Annotated in this window: 12 protein-coding genes and 1 pseudogene; 9 read left to right on the forward strand and 4 right to left on the reverse strand. The window is 41.5% G+C overall.

All coding sequences use genetic code 11. The features are described 5' to 3' along the window. Positions 1-149: 149 nt before the first annotated feature. Together BM231_RS01880 and BM231_RS01885 are read right to left on the reverse strand one after the other, a co-directional pair. A pseudogene (locus BM231_RS01880) lies at positions 150-395 on the reverse strand (MmcB family DNA repair protein); the annotation flags it as partial. Positions 396-1035: 640 nt separating this feature from the next. Next, positions 1036-2109: a capsular polysaccharide export protein, LipB/KpsS family gene (locus tag BM231_RS01885; protein ID WP_093516310.1), complete on the reverse strand. Its 1074-nt coding sequence runs from the start codon at positions 2107-2109 to the stop codon at positions 1036-1038. 190 nt (positions 2110-2299) lie between these two features. Between BM231_RS01885 and BM231_RS01890 the strand changes: the two genes are divergently transcribed. The 9 genes from BM231_RS01890 (at position 2300) to BM231_RS01930 (ending at position 11728) form a co-directional block, all read left to right on the forward strand. Beyond that, a complete protein-coding gene (locus tag BM231_RS01890; RefSeq protein WP_093516312.1) occupies positions 2300-3676 on the forward strand; it encodes a hypothetical protein in 1377 nt (458 codons plus the stop codon). 17 nt (positions 3677-3693) lie between these two features. After that, positions 3694-5877 (forward strand): HAD family hydrolase, encoded by a 2184-nt coding sequence (locus BM231_RS01895; protein WP_093516314.1) that lies wholly within the window; start codon positions 3694-3696, stop codon positions 5875-5877. Positions 5878-5888: 11 nt separating this feature from the next. After that, on the forward strand, positions 5889-6743 hold the full coding sequence (locus BM231_RS01900) for an FkbM family methyltransferase (RefSeq protein WP_093516316.1): 855 nt from the start codon (positions 5889-5891) through the stop codon (positions 6741-6743). Between the two features lie 96 nt (positions 6744-6839). After that, positions 6840-7805 carry a phosphoglycerate dehydrogenase gene (locus tag BM231_RS01905; RefSeq protein ID WP_093516318.1) on the forward strand — a complete coding sequence of 322 codons (966 nt, stop codon included), beginning with the start codon at positions 6840-6842 and terminating at the stop codon, positions 7803-7805. Beyond that, positions 7802-8830, forward strand: coding sequence for a Gfo/Idh/MocA family protein (locus BM231_RS01910; RefSeq protein ID WP_063309041.1), 1029 nt, complete (start codon positions 7802-7804; stop codon positions 8828-8830). The genes BM231_RS01905 and BM231_RS01910 overlap by 4 nt, the downstream gene beginning before the upstream one ends. Beyond that, a complete protein-coding gene (locus BM231_RS01915) occupies positions 8830-9414 on the forward strand; it encodes an SIS domain-containing protein (RefSeq protein WP_093516320.1) in 585 nt (194 codons plus the stop codon). The genes BM231_RS01910 and BM231_RS01915 overlap by 1 nt, the downstream gene beginning before the upstream one ends. 71 nt (positions 9415-9485) lie before the next feature. Beyond that, positions 9486-10223: a hypothetical protein gene (locus BM231_RS01920; RefSeq protein WP_139226329.1), complete on the forward strand. Its 738-nt coding sequence runs from the start codon at positions 9486-9488 to the stop codon at positions 10221-10223. Next, a complete protein-coding gene (locus BM231_RS01925; protein ID WP_159437945.1) occupies positions 10223-11023 on the forward strand; it encodes an inositol monophosphatase family protein in 801 nt (266 codons plus the stop codon). The genes BM231_RS01920 and BM231_RS01925 overlap by 1 nt, the downstream gene beginning before the upstream one ends. A gap of 3 nt (positions 11024-11026) precedes the next feature. Beyond that, positions 11027-11728: an acylneuraminate cytidylyltransferase family protein gene (locus BM231_RS01930; RefSeq protein ID WP_093516326.1), complete on the forward strand. Its 702-nt coding sequence runs from the start codon at positions 11027-11029 to the stop codon at positions 11726-11728. Here the strand turns inward: BM231_RS01930 and BM231_RS01935 are convergent. Both BM231_RS01935 and BM231_RS01940 read right to left on the reverse strand, forming a co-directional pair. Then, positions 11723-12931 carry a hypothetical protein gene (locus tag BM231_RS01935; protein WP_139226330.1) on the reverse strand — a complete coding sequence of 403 codons (1209 nt, stop codon included), beginning with the start codon at positions 12929-12931 and terminating at the stop codon, positions 11723-11725. The genes BM231_RS01930 and BM231_RS01935 overlap by 6 nt on opposite strands. Before the next feature lie 1168 nt (positions 12932-14099). Further along, on the reverse strand, positions 14100-14627 hold the full coding sequence (locus tag BM231_RS01940) for an MmcB family DNA repair protein (RefSeq protein WP_093516330.1): 528 nt from the start codon (positions 14625-14627) through the stop codon (positions 14100-14102). Positions 14628-14691: the final 64 nt, after the last annotated feature.

Here is a 14691-nt window from a genome sequence, read left to right on the forward strand (position 1 = left end):
ATGAGCTGAATTATGTTTCGATGTTAGTCAGCCTTTCCCAAAACGGAAACCTGAACATTCTGGTGAGTATGTTGGACGCTTAACTCCCCCAAAGACATTCTCAGAAAATAACATTGAAACGCAGAGGCTTGCTGAGGTTCTTCCCCAGTTTATCCCCTGCGCAGGTTTCTCTGGTTCGGGTCAGTCAGATCGTGCAGTCTGTTCGCAGCAGCCTGCGCAAATCGCAAAATTACGGCTTTACGGGTGACTGCAGAGAGCTTGTGTTCCGGTGCTTCGCGAATGATTTCTGCCATGTAGTCATCAGCTAGAATAAAGCCGGTTTCTTCCGGAAAGATTTCTTGCGGAACATCCGGGCTGGTGGCGAAAAACAATCGATCGCAATAATCGCGATATTCATGCTATTTTTTTGGGCGGATGCGATAAAACTTTGCCTGAAAAGGAAGGCAGGGGCCATAAAAGAAAACGACGCACATCTATGTGCTTGATGGACTGTATGTCCATGAAGTCAGTTTATAATTTGAAGAGCTTTTGCTAGTATTGATTGTGTTAGCGCCTTTGCTTTGCTGATGGTATACCGTTTCTCATCATGACTATGGAGCCTGAAAGATCCGTGTACTCGAAAAGGTAGACGGCACACGGTACTGACTAATCATATCGGTACTTTGGTCTATACTACTATCATTCTTGATAGTTGGGAGGTTTGCTATAATTATAAAGCGCCGCAACATCCCGAGCAGTGTATTTGTCAACCATATTAAAAAAGTCAGTCTTTGTGACTTTCATGTTTAAGTTAATAGGGCCCATGATGTTAGGCTTTCGTTCAATCAATCAATTAATTTTATTTGTTTTGATTGATGATTTGGTTGCTATACTTGCTTAATCTAATTGAAAATTTACAATAAATTTTAGTAAATCTAAAATATTCAACATAGGGGTAGCACTTAACTCATTAAATCCTTGTTATGAATACTACACAGGGCTGTGCGCGTTTGTTATATCTAGGATCTTAAGAGAAATATTTTATAAACATCTGATTTATATTCGTTTTTTTGGGCGAAATAGATTGGTATAAAGTGCTTTTTGAGCAAGGCGCGGCAAGAAGCCATAAACCTTGTAAGGATGCAGCAGATATTTTTCTCTTAGATATACGATTTGATCAATCGCAGTATCAAAATCGATAAGTTCACGATTCCAATGATCGAAGTACTTTAAGTAATCGAGGTAAATTACCTTTGCCAATTGATGTCTATCTTGCTTTACTCTCGGAGTAGAGTTGCCATTAAAATGATCAGTTGTTAATCCCCATCCAGAATAAAAGGCTTGGCCCCAGCAATGAACTTTATGACCAAATAAAACAGCCTCTAGTCCAAGCTGACTCGAAACAGTATGAACTTCTGAAACGTATTCAAAAAGTCGCCATGGAGATATCTTTTGTGTCAATAAAGTAACACGATCATCTTGAAGTGAAATGTCAATTAGCCCTCGTTTCAAACCTGCTGCGACATCGGGATGCGTCTTAATTATTATCTCTGCATTTGCTTCGTTTTCGAGGGCATAATTTACCATTGATACGAAAGTATTGAGAGACGCACCAGCTCCAGAAATAGCAGCATCACCAAACGTCTGGTCGATGACTAAAATCTTCTTATTATACCTTTTTTTATTGAGGCATTCAGGGATAACATCAGGATCAAAATTGTTATATTTTGTAATATGGCTTGTCGTTAGCAAGTCGATCACGTGTTGAGCTTGATTTTTTTTGTCGGTTGACTCGCCACTACATAAAGCAATTTTTTTGTGTAAATCGCTTGGAAGTGTCGAGTCGTAGAAAATTCTACTCCGATCTACGAGCATTGATATTGAAGGCTCTGCGATCCCAGGCATTATGGCTCGTATGAAGCCATCTTCAATTGCCCAGTATGGTAGCTGTAAATCAGCAGCAATTTTTCTTGCAGTAATTGCTGATTCCTTGTAGCCCCAGCCACAGATAGCAGTCAGGTTTGCTGGGATGGGACCCTGGGCTCTGCAGAAAACAGGATTGAGGCCAGTTAATTGCGCAATCTCATGTTTGTTTTGCCAGAGACCGCTACTAAAAATCGCAATTTGCAACTGCTCCCCCTTGGATTGTTAAATAGAAACTTTTTAAGGCTTTAGCTGCCATCCCGGTTACACAACTCTGAACAAATCAAGCAAGTAATGAATAAAGAAAATGGGGGATATCTCACATTTTTATTGAACAGTCGCATATAAATTGCTCATACATCATCGTTAACAGGGTCCACTCATGCGAACGTAAAACATGCACAATATCAGCAAATTCTCAGATTTTTTTTACGATTCAAACTTAAAAAAAATTTTAGACAAGCCTAGCGGACAGAATAACTCAGTATTAGTATTTGATTATTGCGGAGTAAGAGATATTTACTCCTCAATCGACAAGTTAGCCCAACATTTGGTGCCGTATGAATTGCATTTTGTTTCAACATTAATTAATCGCAAAGAGTGGTCGCACCTCGACCTTCTGTATGGCAATCTAATTAAATCACCACCAGAAATTTGGTATAATCCAAGAACTCAACTACCAGCTGCTCGAGATGGTGAGAGTAATAAAAATATACCAAATATAGATGTTTTAATTGAGAATCTAAAAACGGCCGTTTCTAATGGCACCGGCTTAGCTGACACTAATATTATTCGATGTGCTCTAGACACCGCATATTATTTTTCTGCGATGGCAATCAGGGTCGCTAAACCGAGTTTGGTATTGGTCTGGAACAGCTTCCACCCACTTTCTCAAATAGTGGCCGCAGTATGCAAGCAATATGGCATTCCAATTGGGTATCTAGAGTACGGGGCTCTTCCCGGAACGTTAAGTTTTGACTTTTGTGGGCAAATGGGTGAAAGCGCTGTAGTTCAAAAATCAGATGCATTCAACAAACTGCCCATTTGCAAAGCTGATCTAACTCTTGCAGAGGACACGTTAAACTATTTCAAGACAACCGGAATTAACAGAAAAGAGTTGCCGCCTTATAGAAACCTCTCGAAGTTAGTTGCGGAGAAGTCAAGAGGGCGTAAAGTGATTCTTTATGCGGGGCACAATGACGCTGCCTCGGGAACTTTTCCTTATACGCAGGACACTCGCGTACATCATTCACCAATCTTCAAGAATGCTGACGAGGCTGGGCGATATATTCTAAGTCTTGCAAGAAACAATAACTGGTTTGTTCTTTATAAACCGCACCCACTTTACGATAGAGCAGTTGAGCTTTCTACAGGCGAAAATTGCTTGGTCGTTTCAGATTACAACATAAATGAATGTATCGATGTCGCAGATGTGGTTGCTACAGTATTATCGCAAACCTCTTATGTCGCCTTGATAAGAGAGAAACCTGTCGTGATGCTAGGATTTAATCATCTTCGACATTCAGGAGCAATATACCAAGCTACGGTGATTGAAGACGTCGAAATGCAGTTCCAAAGTGCTTTTGCGGGTTTCGAGTTAACAATCAAAAGGAAAATGTGGTCAGATCATGTTGCTCGGTTGTTGAAATATTACCTCTATCAGCACGATGTCTATTCGCCGGATGAGGTGCCTGCTCGCTCACTCCAACAACTAGCGTCGATAATAGTGAACACCATCCAAGAAAATACTTTTGAAGAGTTCAAAACAAAATAGAGGCTCAGCTTTGTTCCATGGACAATGTAATTAAACTTATTAAAGATCCGAGCATTGATACTGTCAGCTTCGATGTTTTTGATACCCTTTTAGATCGTCCAGTACTCAAGCCGACTGATCTTTTCTATTTGGTAGAAAAAAGAGTGCAAGAACACTTAGGGGATATCAACTTTCCATTCTGTGAAATGCGGACCTGGGCGGAGCAACAAGCGAGAGATCGGCTGAAGACGGACTTTGTACACTATGAAGACGTAAATATTGACGAAATTTACTCAGTATTTAGAGAGGTTGCAGGAGTCGGTGTCGAAGAAATAATCGCAATAAAGAAAATTGAATTAGACATAGAGTTGAAATACTTAAGGGCAAGACAAAATATCAAGCCTCTTTTTGATTTGGCTGTTGCGTATGGTAAGCGTGTAATTATTATTTCTGATGTTTATTTACCATCTGAATTGCTGATAAATGCTTTACGTAGGAATGGCTATGAGGGGATTGAGCGATATTACGTGTCATCAGAGATACGGTTATCGAAAGGTAGTGGTTCGCTATTTAGTCACGTACTCGCTGATCTAAACATCAAACCCAATCAGATGCTTCATATTGGTGACAACCTCCATGCTGATGTGAAAAAGCCTGCACAGCTTGGAGTTAGATCGTATCATATACCTAAGACTGTAGATTTATTCTTCTCTGGTAAACGGGTCAATCATCGAATTTGGGTTGGAAAGATTGAACGTTTAGAGCCATCAATGCGAATTATGCTCGGATTTATTCTGAACAAGCATTTTGCTACTGAGCCTAGGGCGGGCTGGAACAACAATTCCATTTCCAATGGTAATCCATATATCTTAGGATTTTATGCAGGTGGACCACTCATCTTTACACTAGTAAAGTGGATTTTAAGGGAAGCTAAGAGTCAGCAACTCGATGTAATTGGCTTTGTAGCTCGTGATGGTTATTTACCCCTAAAAGCGTTAAAAATATTAGAGAAATTCGAAGATGGAGTCCCTCGTACAAACTATATACGGATCTCACGGGCTGCTTGTATCCCATTTCAGTTTCAAACTCGTGCGGATGCGTTCGCTGCCATCTCTAAATTACACTTCAATAAAGAACAAACAGTAATTGAAATTCTTCGTCGACGATACTTTTTAGAAGTTGATGATGCGCTCAAAGCACATTTTGAGCAACACGATATCGATGTTACCAAGCCAGTTAATGATCGAGACAAGTTTATAAAAGCAATAATTGACTTGGGGGACTCTATTCTTGCTGGCTTTAATAAGCAACGTGAACTGGGTACTCAGTATTACAGTGGCTTGTTTAAACCAACTGAAAAAGTTGGGATATTTGATGTTGGATATAGCGGCCGTGCTCAAAAAGTCCTCGCAAAAGCAACGGGCAAGAAGGTTTTTGGAATGTACTTTGCCTCTTTCCATGAAATTTTAGGGTTGGAGAGCTTAGGTCTACAGTATCGAAATTTCTTTGCCGCCGCACGAAACCGTTGGATCTCGTCAATTGGCTTTTCAACTGCAATGATTGAAATGCTATTATCCGAGATAAACTCTGGCACTACCGCTGGATTTGAAGAAAAGAGCGAAATTAAGCCTGTTGTTTTGCCTAGTGAATTTAGTCCGAAAGACGCCAGGACTATTGAGGTCATACATACCGGCGCCTTAGATTTTTGCCGTGAAGTATGTGCTATGTTTGGGCAGGATACGAAGTATTTAGAAGTGTCTTCAGCCAGTGCTTGCCATGTATTTTCTGAATTTACGATGCGTCCTTCAAATGAAGATGCTTTAATCTTTAAAGATGTTGCTTTCGGAAGTCATGCAACAGGTGAAGATCATATGTGCCTTATCGGCTCTAGTGCGCAGGCAAGTTACTGGAGAGAAGGGTATTCGAGTGTTGAACGGGCTCTACAAAAGAGCAAGCCAGCTATCGTAGTTAAAGACCAGCAAAAAAACAAAACTCAACCTCTAGGAGTAAAAAAAGAGATCCATCTGAATTTTGGTCAGAAATCTCTAGTTAGAGTGTATGGGGTCTTTGCTAAACGTCACATGAAAGAGGCTGATGTTACGCGAATGCGCTACGATACTGTCAAATTCTTTGCTCGTGCTCAACATCCAGCGAATGTTACCATAAGAAACATTCTTAATGCGATTGGACCACAAATCCCAATCCATTCTTGGAAGGAGTGAAAGAGACAAAGATGCTCGATTCTAAAATTATCTCTGACTTGTATGCAATTCTCCATCGGGCTCGTCTTGGGTTAGGAAGCCTGCTTAGTGTTCACGGTAATGCAATGCCTAACATTGCAAGTCTACATGATATATTAGGACATCGTTCAGAGCTGCCAACAATCTTCGCGCCTGATGTGCGTGTATTCGCGCAATTTGGGGAAGACATAATTGTAAAAAGCATCTTACAAGCAGCGTTCCCAGACAGGTACGAAAACGGAGAAATCACTTATCTAGATGCAGGTGCGAACCACCCAATCAATATGAGTAATACTTGGCTCCTTTATAAAGATGGGCATCGTGGTGTACTTGTGGAGCCAAACCTTGAGCTGTGTGACGAACTTAGTAGAGTACGATCAGAGGATGTTGTTCTTCAGTGTGCACTATCAGATACTTACACAACGGAACAGAAGCTTTATCTTCATAAAAAACATGAATTGTCTAGTTTAGATTTTGAGTTTTCTACAAAGTTCCATTCCCTTCGTGGGTTGGATCCACAGCCTTTGCGCGAAGTGGTCGTGCCAACGGAGCACATAGGTGATGTATTAGCGAAGCATTTTCCACACCAGCCACCAGACTTTATTTCTATCGACCTGGAAGGCTTCGATTTGAGGATCTTAAGACAAATAGACTTTACAACTTATAGCCCTGCCATAATCTGTATCGAGCCGAGTGACGAGCTTAGTCCAGAAGGCGAGATCCCTAACAGCATTCGTATTCGGGAGTTGTTGCAGAGAGTTGGATACATCTTAATCTCCAAGACTCCAGCTAATCTCATTTTTGTGAAGCTAGAAGCTATAAAACCTAAAGCAAATACTCTTGTGTGATCGAGTTCAGATTATTCACTATACTAACAAACACCTGCTAAAGGACGGTAAAAGACGCATGTTATTTAGAATCCCAAATCCAATTAAGGAGCATGTATGAAGAGAGTACTGGTGAGCAATATAATGATGCTCAAGGAGCGGGAGAGGTTTGATAAACAACTAAGGGATTCAGGATATCAACCGGTTTGGCCAAAAGTTAAGCAATTTCTTACAGAGAATGACTGCCTAAAATTGGTTGGGGATGTAGATGGTTGGCTTGCTGGTGATGACCAAATCACACGGACTGTGTTAGAAGCTGCATCGCCTCGCTTGAAAGTTATCTCAAAATGGGGAACGGGCGTTGATAGCATAGATCGAAATGCTGCAGAAGACCTTGAAATACCAGTGTTTAATAGTCCTGGAGCGTTCTCTCATGCAGTTGCTGAAGTCGCTCTTCATTACATGCTATCTTTATCTAGACATCTTGTACAAGTGGATCGAGATATCCGACGCGGGCATTGGCCAAAGCCATTGGGAATAGAGCTTAGTCAATCTAAAGTTGGTATCGTTGGCTTTGGAGCAATTGGGCAACGAATCGGTGATTTGTCTGGTAGTTTTGGGGCCAGTGTATATTTCTTTGACCCGCAAAAAAATGACGAAGTTGCCCTCACAAGCACAGTAGCACTGCCGAAGAGCTTAGAAGAAATCGCAAACGAGTGTGATTTTATTTGCCTCGCATGCAATTACACGAGCGAAAATCATCATCTTATCAATGCAAAATTTCTTAATGAAATGAAATCAAACGCTTATCTGATTAATGTTGCTAGGGGGCAATTAGTGGATGAGAGGGCCCTTGAGAAAGCAATAGCAAGTGGTCAGATTGCTGGTGCTGGTTTAGATGTGTTTGATACTGAGCCGTTGCCGGTTGATAGCATTTTGCGAAATTTTGACAACGTAATCCTTGGAAGTCACAACGCCAACAATGCTCTCGCAGCAGTTGAAAACGTTCATCAGAATACTCTCCGCAATCTTGATAGCGTGTTAAGTCGAAAGCAAGTTAAAGAAGAAGTATTAACACTATGAAATACGGTATTATCGGTTACGGTAAGATGGGCATGATTCGGCACAAGGCGCTGATTGCGTCTGGGGCCGGTGAGGCTGCAAAAATATATGAAATTAATGGAAATCAAGAGTATAAGCATCTTCTTGTCGATACCTATGATGAAATCATCAATGACACTAATTTAGATGCGGTAGTTATTTGCACTCCGAACTACTTAAACAAGCAACTTACAATTGCTGCTCTAAGTGCCGGGAAGCATGTTTTTTGTGAAAAGCCACCCGCTTTCTCAGGCGATGAAGTTCGAGAGATTATTACGACAGAAGAAAAATCGCGAAAAGTCTTAATGTATGGCTTTAACCATCGTCACCATGGTGGCTCACTTCGGATGATCGAAGAAATACAAAGTGGGAAGTTTGGTCGTGTGTTGTGGATGCGCGGACGCTATGGAAAGTCAGTTGATGAAGACTATTTTACGAATTGGCGTGCAGATCCGAAGCTAGCGGGTGGCGGTATTCTTATCGATCAAGGTATCCATATGCTGGACTTGTTTTTACAAGTTGGTGGGGATTTTGATGAGATGCATGCTTTCGTTTCAAGTCTGTACTGGAACATTCCTGATATCGAAGACAATGTCTTTGCTATATTCAGGAGCTCTGAAACTGGTATATGTGCTTCACTGCACTCTACCATGACACAGTGGCGACACCTTTTTTCCTTTGAAGTGTTTTTAGAGAAAGGATACATGGTTCTCAATGGCTTAAAGACGCCTTCAGGAACATATGGCGCAGAACAATTAACCATTGCTCAAAATCGTACTAAAGCACCAGCGGCCAACTGGGAGGATGAAGAGACGCACCTCTATGACGTGGATCATTCATGGGAGCATGAAATGAAAAATTTTATTTCCGCTATCAATGAGGAGAGCTTTACAGAACGGCGTGACTCTCACGAAGCGTTGCGAGTTATGTGTTTGATTGATCGTATTTATGATCTCGAGCGCCATGAAGGAAAAAATCTCTTTAACAAACTGAACGGAACTAACTGATGCAAATAAATACAAAAAGCTTTCTTGATGAATACTTCGAAGAATATAAGAAACTTACTTTTACACAAGATGCTTACGAAAATATAGATAAATTTGCGAGTTTAGCGTCACGAGTTAAAGCCACAAACAATAAGCTAATGTTTGCAGGCAATGGTGCTAGTGCATCGATTGCTGCACATGGTGCAGTTGATTTTACAAAGCAAGGCAAAGTCCGTGGAGTGACATTTCATGATGCAAATCTAATGACTTGCTTTGCAAATGATTTTGGTTATGACCACTGGATAGCAAAAGCGCTTGAACATTATGCTGATGACGGAGATGCTGTTGTCTTGATCAGCGTCAGTGGAAAGTCGCCGTCAGTTGTCAACGCTGCTAAGTATGCTAAGGCCCGAGGCTTGCCAGTAATTTCCTTTTCGGCACAAACCATCGATAACCCTCTAAGGCAGTTGAGTGACATTAAATTTTTTGTCCCATCTATGGCATATAATATCGTCGAAAATATTCACAGTATTTGGTTGACTGCTACAATTGATGCCGTAATTGGCAAAGCAGAATATACAACCCGCGCACTCGTTGATGCATAAACGCCAATTTGACTTTGAAAGCATACAAATAATTGAGGCCATCTGAAATGAGATATGTGCGCAGGGCTAATATGCCCCAAAAATTTGTACAGATGTCAGGACTGAATGTCCCTCAATCCTTGGATGAGGCTTATAGTCTCATCCGTCATCAAGGGATACAAGACCACTTGGAGATTGGTGGTTGGAAGTTGGGCGGGACTACTAGATCAACACAATCTATTTTCAAAGTTGACGAACTTTATTTTGGGGCGCTCGATTTCACTGAAATAGCGCATGTTCCCACTCTAGCGCCAACAAGGAAACTTCTTCAATCTAGAGCCGAAGTTGAGATTGCATTTCGCATCTCAAGCACAGTGAACCCGACACCTATTCAAGAAGTGCCGATTGAAAACTTGTTTGATCAATGGTGTGTTGCAGTTGAAATGCCCTCGTCTCCGATTGAGAATATTGCTGAGTTTGGTGTCGAAACTTTAATTGCAGATAGGTGTGCGGCTGGTTTCTTAGTCCTTGGTAAGCCTTATTCATTAAGATCAAGCCAAATCCAGCCATGGCATGAAGCCTCTCTCTGTCTATTTCAAGATGATCAAAAACTTGCGGAAGGAACCAGCGATCAACTCGTTTGGCCTGCTGAAGAATGCGCAAGACGCTTTCTGCTCAGCGCTTTAGAAAAAGATTTCCAACCCAGACCTGGACAGTGGATTTCGACAGGTGGGATTACTCCCTGTGTATCTATTGAGGAAGGCGCGCGCATTTCCATCCAGCGGGATGGGATTCTAGAACTTGAGTTTCAAGTAAAAGGAAAAATATAGTGCCGCCGTTTCTTACTCAATTGTCAAGAATTTTGCAAAATAGCATTACTCTCGCCAATTCGCAATCAATAGCTAGCATTCAAGAAAAATCCTTTCGTGACTATGTAACAAATGTTGACTTTACAGTTGATAAGTTTCTTACACAGGAGTTGCAGAAACTAACCCCAAACATCAAGGTCTTAAGTGAAGAACGAGTAATTGAGGGTGCCGAAGAGACATTTTGGATCATTGATCCCATTGATGGAACGCATAATCTACTTTCAGGCATTCCAATTGTCGGAATTTCTGCGGCATTGTTTGAGGGGCATGTTTTGAGAGCAAGTGCTGTCGCAGACATACATCGTGCGCATGTTTTTTCAGCCCAAAAAGAAGCAGGCGCTTTCCTCAATGGCCATCGTTTGCGTGTTCCTAACGAACCCCCTTCACTTGTAGCTGTTTCAACCGGTGCTATGGATTGCTTGATCGAATCTAAAGAAGCCTACAAAGCTCTTCGTTCGATTGGAAAACTTAGGAACTTAGGCAGTCAAGCCTTGCACATCTGCTATGTCGCATCCGGAGTTTTCTCAACTGCGATTTCATTCGAAGCTAAGTTTTGGGATGATGCTGCCGCCAGCCTGATTGCAGCGGAAGCTGGAGCCTCCTATCAAAGCTTCTCAGGCATTACACGAAGGTTAGTCCTCGATTCTAAACTTTCGACGAATTGTCTCAGGAGTATCTGTGCGCACCCGAGTACCTTGAAAGCTTCTCAGCAAATTTCAATGAGACTCTCCTGGGCAGAAGAGGAACTCAATGGAGAATAAAACATGTCGCAAGATAAGATGATCGCTATGATCCCTGCCCGACTCGGGTCGCAAAGATTAAAGAGGAAAAACCTTGCCCTTCTGAATGGTCGACCTCTTATTGCGCATGCGATCCGTAAGTGCTTCGCTGCACAGTGTTTTGATGAAGTCTGGGTGAACTCTGAAAGTGATGAAATTGCAGAAGTTGCCATTAAGGAAGGCGCCAAATTTCACAGGCGGCCAGCGACTTTAGCAGATAACGTTGCCACTTCGGAAGATTTCGTTGAGGAGTTCCTCCTTAAACATCCATGTGAGGCGTTGTTTCAGGTGCACTCTATCGCTCCGTTGCTCACTTTTGAAGAGTTAAGGGGCTTTACTCAGGAATACAAAATTAAAAAATACGATGTCTTACTCTCCTGCATAAGAGATCAGATCGAAATTGCATTTCAAGATCAACCTGTGAATTTTACGTTTGCAGAAAAATCAAATAGTCAAGATCTAATAGCCGTGCAGAGAATTACTTGGTCAGTATCTGCTTGGCGACGCAAAACGTTTTTAGATGCACGCAAGGAAGGTAGAACTGCTACATATTTTGGCCGTGTTGGTTTCTTTGATGTTGGTCAAACATCCGGCCATGTTATAAAGACACAGCAAGACCTTGAAATTGCAGAAGCGCTACTCGCAATTCAAAATAAGAAAACTCATTGCGTGGAAACGGTGTTATAATTTATCAAATATAAATTTTCGACAGTTTGTTTTTAGCCTGAGATACTGGCCTTTTGGTAAAAAGGGCTTTGCAATTGGTACACATACTGACCCAAATGCTCGCCAAGGATCCCAAAGGTTAATATCATCAGCGCGTAGTTGACCTTCAGCCCACAAAGAAAATGAATCAAATCGTTTGCTTTGTGGGCTAACAATGTAAAGCTGCTCAGTTGTCTTGAAGCTATCACAGAATTCGAGACCTTCGAAAAGTTGTGCTTGGGTTTTAGTTGGCGATGATAGTAAGCACTTAACTTTGCATTTGCTGTTTTCGATTTGCTCGATTTTTCTCTTTGAGCAAGTTGCATCGTTTGCAAAGTCGAGAATTCCGCTATGAATATTTGAAATTATCTGTCTGGTAATTTGGCTCCTAACGTCTCTTTCAAATAAAGGTTGCCCTAGCTGGTCAAAAGCGACAAAAGCTCCTGATGGTGCTGTTAAAATTGCTTCAAAAACAAACCGGTAATTGTTAACTACACTCTTTTGGTCCTTCGCACTTACAAATAAACCATCGTACGAACGGATCAGTCCAGAATCTTTGCAGACGCGCATCGCTTCTTTATGCGTAACCATGTACAATCCAGAAACATCATGCTCGAGTAAATCGCTCAAAAAAGCTTGTGTACTTGCCTTGTATCCAATGTCTACGATAATCGGGTGCTTGCTACCGATGATCCTCTGGGTATATTCTAAATATTTTTTGCGATGAATAAGTGCTTTTTCAAAAATTAAATCGGAATGTTGTATTGCAAAATCATAAAAGCTCAAATGGTGTCTTGCATGCCCTTCTTTTTCTTTTGGATGCTGTAAATTGAAGAATAATGGCAGTTTTAAGTCGTACCAAATCTTTAATGCATTACGATAAGAATAATCAGAAGCACTGCTGCGTAATTCCGCAGCAACTTTCTCTATTGAAGTCAATTCAGAGAAATGCCGAGATATCCGAGATGCAAGAAAGTATTCACAACTCTCCTCCGGATACAGAGTGTTGTAGATTCTCTTTAGTAGATGTCCGTCGCGTGCAACAAATAATAAAATGTTGTTATATTCTATTATTTTTCGCTCGGAATGTAACCATCGACAAAAGTCTACCAATATTGGTCCAAAATAGTTGTATCCAATATTTCTTAACTGTTTGGCTTTTTCTCTATCTTTCAATAACTTCAAACTCGGCTTAAAGACGCACTGATAACAACGTTAACACAAAAAATAATTAAAATGCTTGGTTAACTGAAGCGCCTAATTACTATATTTTCTAGCGACTTGCTATACTGTTTTTCTAATTCAAGCTAATTAAGAAAATTGCTAAATATGTCTTAGTAAGATTTGTGGTTTGGCTTCACCTATCCTGCTGGGCTTTCGCCTTTTAAGGAACGAAAAAATGGCCCACAATTGCGCCGTACAGGTGCTTGACCTTGAAGCATGTTGGCTATTTGATCTTTCTTGTTTCTGCGAAACTAGGCTTTAGGCGCAAGGCTATGCGGTTCTTCTCATGGCGTGCATTGACGGGTTTGAGGGTCCGCGGGAACGATACAATAATGCAGTTCCTGCTTGATGACTTTACTCTGCTCTGAATGGTCACGCAAAATGAAGCAGTTTAGCACGAATTATAAACTCTAATCTGGTTAAGTTCTTAATCGGTTTCGGACGGGGTGTAGTTAGGGCAGCACCAGTACGACGGCCTTCGTTTATTGAGTTTTCTGCAGTCGGGAAGTTATCTGAGGCTATCGGCATTTTGAAGTTCAATATGCTCCAATTGGCTCAGACTACGCACTCTTAAGTTGCTGGTTTACTTTTTCATCAGGCTTCCTGTAAGACTTGGCTTACATTATAGGATTGGACTGGTTGTTAACACCCAATGCTGACTGGGCGACAGTAAGTTGAATGTAATCATGCAATTAAGCAACCTCTCGGGTGTTGCTCTGTCGAAAGTTGCAAAGGTAGAAGTATGGCAACATAATACTATTCTTAGCTTTAATTGGAGTAAAGGTATTTTATGAAATTGAGATTTATTGAGAATAAAAGAAAATAAAAAACCACATCATGCTTATCTGGCAGTAAAATTTACCTGAACTTCATCAAAGTTTACTTGGCTTACTAGCGCCGCGCTGTGTCAAAACATCGTTCAACGTTTGAGCAAGAACTGTTTTATGCTCTAAAAAATAAGCTTTTACAATGGGTTAGCTTCTTCCGTAGACCCGATGCCTTCAACTCACAATTTGAGTGTTGGTAGGTAGGTAGGCCTGTGAACTGTCCAAGCAGATGAGTAAATAGTCTTTGCTCTCTGCCAACCTTGAGGCTTGATAGCAGCGCAATAAGGCCTCAAGGTCAGTTGTCAGTATGTGAGGTTTAAAGCACCTCTTCGTGGAATGCGTAGGTTTCTCTGGTTCGGGTCAGTCAGATCGTGCAGTCTGTTCGCTGCAGCCTGCGCAAATCGCAAAATTACCGCTTTACGGGTGGCAGCAGAGAGCTTGTGTTCCGGTGCTTCGCGAATGATTTCTGCCATGTAGTCATCAGCCAGAATAAAGCCGGTTTCTTCCGGAAAGATCTCTTGCGGAACATCCGGGCTGGTGGCGAAAAACAGTCGGTCGCAATAATCGCGATATTCATGCCATTTGTTGTCTGCTTTGAAGTCCTCAATGGATGACTTGATCTCGATAATCCAAATCTCGGACTTCTTGCCAAGAACCACCAGATCCGCTCTTCGGCCCGAGGCCAATGTGATCTCTGGCAAGCTCGTGTAACCCAACACTCGCAAATAGCGCTGTACCCCACGCTGGATTTTCAAAGCACGCTCGGACTGACGACCATCGACCAGTGGATCATCCAGTTGAACGCGATTTGAGCCTTTCACAAATTCCATGAAGTCGTTCCCACTTTGTTCTTAGTGATCTTATCAAGTTGCCAAACAATTTCAATCCAAGATT

Origin of the sequence: Pseudovibrio ascidiaceicola, from assembly GCF_900114245.1 — a bacterium.
GTDB classification, from domain to species: domain Bacteria; phylum Pseudomonadota; class Alphaproteobacteria; order Rhizobiales; family Stappiaceae; genus Pseudovibrio; species Pseudovibrio ascidiaceicola.

What these genes read in the sequence shown, in the direction of transcription:
- BM231_RS01890 (WP_093516312.1), top strand. Translation starts at nt 2,300, where the DNA reads ATGCACAATATCAGCAAATTCTCAGATTTTTTTTACGATTCAAACTTA.
- BM231_RS01895 (WP_093516314.1), top strand. Translation starts at nt 3,694, where the DNA reads ATGGACAATGTAATTAAACTTATTAAAGATCCGAGCATTGATACTGTC.
- BM231_RS01900 (WP_093516316.1), top strand. Translation starts at nt 5,889, where the DNA reads ATGCTCGATTCTAAAATTATCTCTGACTTGTATGCAATTCTCCATCGG.
- BM231_RS01905 (WP_093516318.1), top strand. Translation starts at nt 6,840, where the DNA reads ATGAAGAGAGTACTGGTGAGCAATATAATGATGCTCAAGGAGCGGGAG.
- BM231_RS01910 (WP_063309041.1), top strand. Translation starts at nt 7,802, where the DNA reads ATGAAATACGGTATTATCGGTTACGGTAAGATGGGCATGATTCGGCAC.
- BM231_RS01915 (WP_093516320.1), top strand. Translation starts at nt 8,830, where the DNA reads ATGCAAATAAATACAAAAAGCTTTCTTGATGAATACTTCGAAGAATAT.
- BM231_RS01920 (WP_139226329.1), top strand. Translation starts at nt 9,486, where the DNA reads ATGCCCCAAAAATTTGTACAGATGTCAGGACTGAATGTCCCTCAATCC.
- BM231_RS01930 (WP_093516326.1), top strand. Translation starts at nt 11,027, where the DNA reads ATGTCGCAAGATAAGATGATCGCTATGATCCCTGCCCGACTCGGGTCG.
- BM231_RS01940 (WP_093516330.1), bottom strand. Translation starts at nt 14,627, where the DNA reads ATGGAATTTGTGAAAGGCTCAAATCGCGTTCAACTGGATGATCCACTG.